Source organism: Candidatus Neomarinimicrobiota bacterium (assembly GCA_034716895.1).
Lineage (GTDB): Bacteria > Fidelibacterota > UBA8477 > UBA8477 > JABMPR01 > JABMPR01.
On sequence record JAYEKW010000059.1, the window covers coordinates 1 to 4,347 of the forward strand.

Annotated in this window: 1 protein-coding gene; it reads left to right on the plus strand. The window is 44.1% G+C overall.

Annotated features, from left to right (window positions below; translation table 11 throughout):
* The first annotated feature begins 789 nt into the window (after positions 1–789).
* Positions 790–3,672 (plus strand): TonB-dependent receptor, encoded by a 2,883-nt coding sequence (locus tag U9Q77_04015; protein ID MEA3286522.1) that lies wholly within the window; start codon positions 790–792, stop codon positions 3,670–3,672.
* Positions 3,673–4,347 lie beyond the last annotated feature (675 nt).

Genomic DNA, 4,347 nt, shown 5'->3' on the forward strand with positions numbered 1-4,347 from the left:
CTCATTCACCATTTTGACGCTTCTTCCTATGACCCCAGGTACGCATTTAGGGGAAGAACCTTATTTATAACTTCTGTTTTGTGGTTAGGGACAAAACTACCCCGTCTCGCTCCGCGATCCACCCCTCCTAAAAAGGAGGGGAATTAATTGCCACCAATAAAATGTTTCGCCAAGCAATAGTCCAGGTAACGACAAGCATAGTCCTTCCCTCGGGGAGGTGACCCGAAGGGTCGGCCTGCCTCGGCGAAGTTCCGAAGGGACGAAGACTGGAGGGGGTCAATGGACAAGCAACAAATCACACTTTCCCATAGATCTACCCCACCCTGAACCCCTCCCGGGAGGGGTTCCTTACGGGAGGTTAATCAACAATTTATCTGTGTAATATGGTCTCACACTTGTGACAATTCGCACAGCATTTTTGTTATGAAAATCATTCCAGATTCCGAGAGCTTTTTTCAAGTTCAAATCATTTTTTCGATCAACTCCAAACAAGTTGGTTTCGTGATATTTCTCTAAAACATAACTATACAACATATTGAATGTGTTTATGTGCTGACCCCTAAAAGTTGTGTCTAACCTCCGTTCTATCAGGGTATAACAGAATTCTAACAAATTGGGTGTTGACTGTTCAAAAGTGCCAGTCTATCTTGCGCCGCAATGGATGGAGGAAACTAGGAAATCTATGAAACTCGTCTGGGATAAATTTCCCCAAGAGATTCATTCATTATGTGATGTCTGTCACAGTCGTTGCAAAAATTATACATCCACTAAAAGGAGGAAAACAAGAAAATGAGTAAACGTTACTTATTTACTGTGCTGCTCGTTATTGTGATGGTTCCGGCATTGGCCCTGGCTCAGGGTACGATTACTGGTACTGTTACAGATGGCAACACAGGTGATGCTCTACCAGGAGCAAATGTGATCGTTGACAGCCAACCGTATGGTGGCGCTTCTGATCTGTCCGGTGCTTACGTTATTGAAGGCGTTCCCGCTGGTAATTACACCGTATCTGCTTCTGTGATCGGTTATGAAACCGTTTCAATGAGTGCTCAGGTTGCCAGTGGCGTTGCCACAACCCTGAATTTTGCTCTCACCAGCCAGGCTCTGGAAATGAGTGCCTTGGAAGTGTTAGCTTCACGTGCTGGTAAAAACACACCGGTTGCCTACACAAATGTTTCCAAAGAAGAAATGGAAGTTCGTTTGGGCTCACAGGATATTCCAATGGTTCTGAATACGACTCCTTCAGTTTATGCTACCAATCAGGGTGGCGGTGCTGGAGATGCCCGTATCAATGTTCGTGGATTCAATCAGCGTAATGTTGCTGTGATGATCAACGGTGTTCCTCAGAATGATATGGAAAATGGTTGGGTTTATTGGTCAAACTGGGATGGTGTTGGAGATGCAACCTCTTCAATCCAGATGCAGCGTGGACTGAGTGCTGTTAACCTGGCAACACCTTCTATCGGTGGAACCATGAATATCATCACTGACCCAACTGCCCTCCAAGCTGGCGGAAGCTTCAAACAAGAAGCTGGCACAGGTGATTTCTTAAAGACCACGGTAAATTATAATACTGGTCTGATCGCTGACAAAGTTGCCCTGAGTGCAACCGTTGTCCGTAAGACTGGAACCGGTCTTGTTGATAAGGCCTGGACCGATTCATGGGCTTACTATTTTGGTGCAGCTTATGCAATCAGTTCAGACAATCGTTTTGAGCTGTACGCCATTGGTGCTCCTCAGCGTCATGGCCAAAACCTTTACAAACAGAATGTTATGGCCTATGATCAGGAATTTGCTGAAGAAGTTGCTGATAAAGATGCCATGGATGCTGTTGATTCTGATGGTGATGGCGAAAGTGACTGGGAAGAATATAATTCTCAGTTCACCAATGATGCCGGTGAAGATGCAGGTCGTCTTTTCAACCAGAACTGGTCTCCCATAAGTTCTGATTACGAAGGTGAACAGTACTGGTATATGTATGGTGCCAGAACCATGGAAAGACATGATCCTGATTTCTTGAATGAACGTGAAAACTTTTTTCACAAACCATTGGTCAACCTCAACCATTATCTAAATCTGACTGAAAAGATGAGACTCTCATCTGTGCTGTATTGGTCAGGTGGTTCCGGTGGTGGTACTGGTACTTATGGAAAAATTCCCACCTTGGATGCTGATGGCAACCTGGGTGACGATGACTATAAATTCTATTATGGTAGTGGTCCCTGGACCAGAGACTGGAATGCATTAGTTGATTACAACTCCGGTTCTGAAGATACTGTCTATGTTGATAAATCTGCTCTTGTTCGTACCCATGGTGCTGATAATAATCAGTCTGTTGGTATTCTGCGTAACAGCATCAACCGTCAAAGCACCATCGGTTTGATCTCCAAACTGAACTTTGACATGAGTGAAATGCTCAAATTGCAGGTTGGTATCGACTGGCGTACTGCTGGTATCGAACATGCTCGTGAGGTTCGTGATCTTCTGGGTGGCGATTATTACCTGGATTTTGCTGATGATAATTATGCCTCAGGCAAGCGAGTTGAGCTTGGTGATATTATTGCCTATCACAATGAAACTACTGTTGACTGGATCGGTGGTTTTGTACAGGGTAATTATAGTGCCGGTGCCATAAATGGTTATGGAATGGCTGGTTTCTCATCCATCAAATATTCCTATCAGGATCACTTTACCGTAGCCGACGAAGTCATCACATCAGATCCTATTGGTGCCATGCAGGTCAAGGGTGGTGGAATGTATCACCTATCTGAGAACTTTAATGTTTTTGGTAACTTCGGCTATGTTGAAAAACCACCGATCATGGACAATGTGATCTATTTTGATGGAACAGTTGCTTCTGATCCAGCAAATGAGAAATTCCTTAGCTCCGAAGCTGGTGTTAACTACAAAGCAAAGATGTTCGCCGTTACAGCAAACGTCTATAACACCGATTGGAAAGACCGGAACTTGACCAAATCTGTAACTACAGGTCAGGGGTCAAGTGGTGATACTGATGTTATTTTCCTTACTGGTGTAAATCAGAACCACAAAGGACTTGAGATCGAAGCCTCCGTCCAGCCAATGAAGATGATCCGTCTGGATGCTTCCTTGAGTTTTGGTGACTGGAAATTCACTGAAGACGCTTCTGGCAATTATGTTTACGATGAGTTTGATAGCACGGGTGTTGTTGTTGGTCAGGGATCATACGAATATGATTATGCTTTGAAAGATCTCAAAGTTGGTGACATGCCACAGACCTCCTACGTTATTGGCGCAACTCTCACACCCATCCAAGGGCTAAGATTGCAGGCTATTTATAGCATCTATGACAATAACTACTCTGATTGGAGTCCTGACAGTCGTGAATACGATGGTGATGATGCCAATGCTGATAGAGCCCAGGTTTGGATCGCTCCAGGCTATTCAAAAATGGATGTTCACGCCTCCTATGATCTACCTAAGATCGCTGGAATTGATGCTCAGCTATTTGCTCACATCTTCAATGCACTTGATAACACCTACGTTCAAGATGCTGTTGATCATAGTAAGTATAATGGTTACAAGATCAAAGATACTGACGGTAACACCATTAATGACCATACTGCTGCAAGAGCAGAGGTCTTTCTGGGACTTCCCCGTTACATGAATTTTGGTTTAAAGCTTCATTTCTAAACCATCTTCTAAATAGATCTAAAAAAGTCCCGGGCTACGGCTCGGGACTTTTTTTTGTCTAGTATATGATCGTTTAATGGCAAAACAGTCCTCCCCCATCGGGGGAGGTGCCCGAAGGGCGGAGGGGGGTTCCATGGCATGATATGAAACCGAAGTTTACAGCTATTATATCCAAGCTATGTGATCAACCCTCCTCGAATCGTTACACGATTCGATCCTCCCAAAGGGAGGAAGAATTCATGTTGTTTAAGCAGGCTTAGAGTTAGCCCAACCAGTTTCCGGAGGCGAATAGCCGACTAAACTGGTTTCAAATCTCTTGCATCATAACTGTTAATTTGGTTCAGATGTTCTCAAGCCCTGGAACCTGCTTGGCTCGATCAGGAGAGATTGGAACCTGTTTGGCTCGCTTTGCTCCCTGAAAACAGGTTAGGTTAACTTTTTGGGTTCTTCCCCTAAATGCGTACCTGGAACCATAGCAAGAATAATTGTCTGGGCAAACGATGTTAGGAATATTTACCAGGCATATAACAATCCCGGAGGGATTAAACACGAATAGCTACGGGTGCAACCCGTAGTATTCATAATCAAGAAATAGAACAAACTCTGGAGGAGTTTAACCCTGTCAACCTACACCCAAATATTGTATCAGATCATATTCTCTACAAAGGGAAGAAA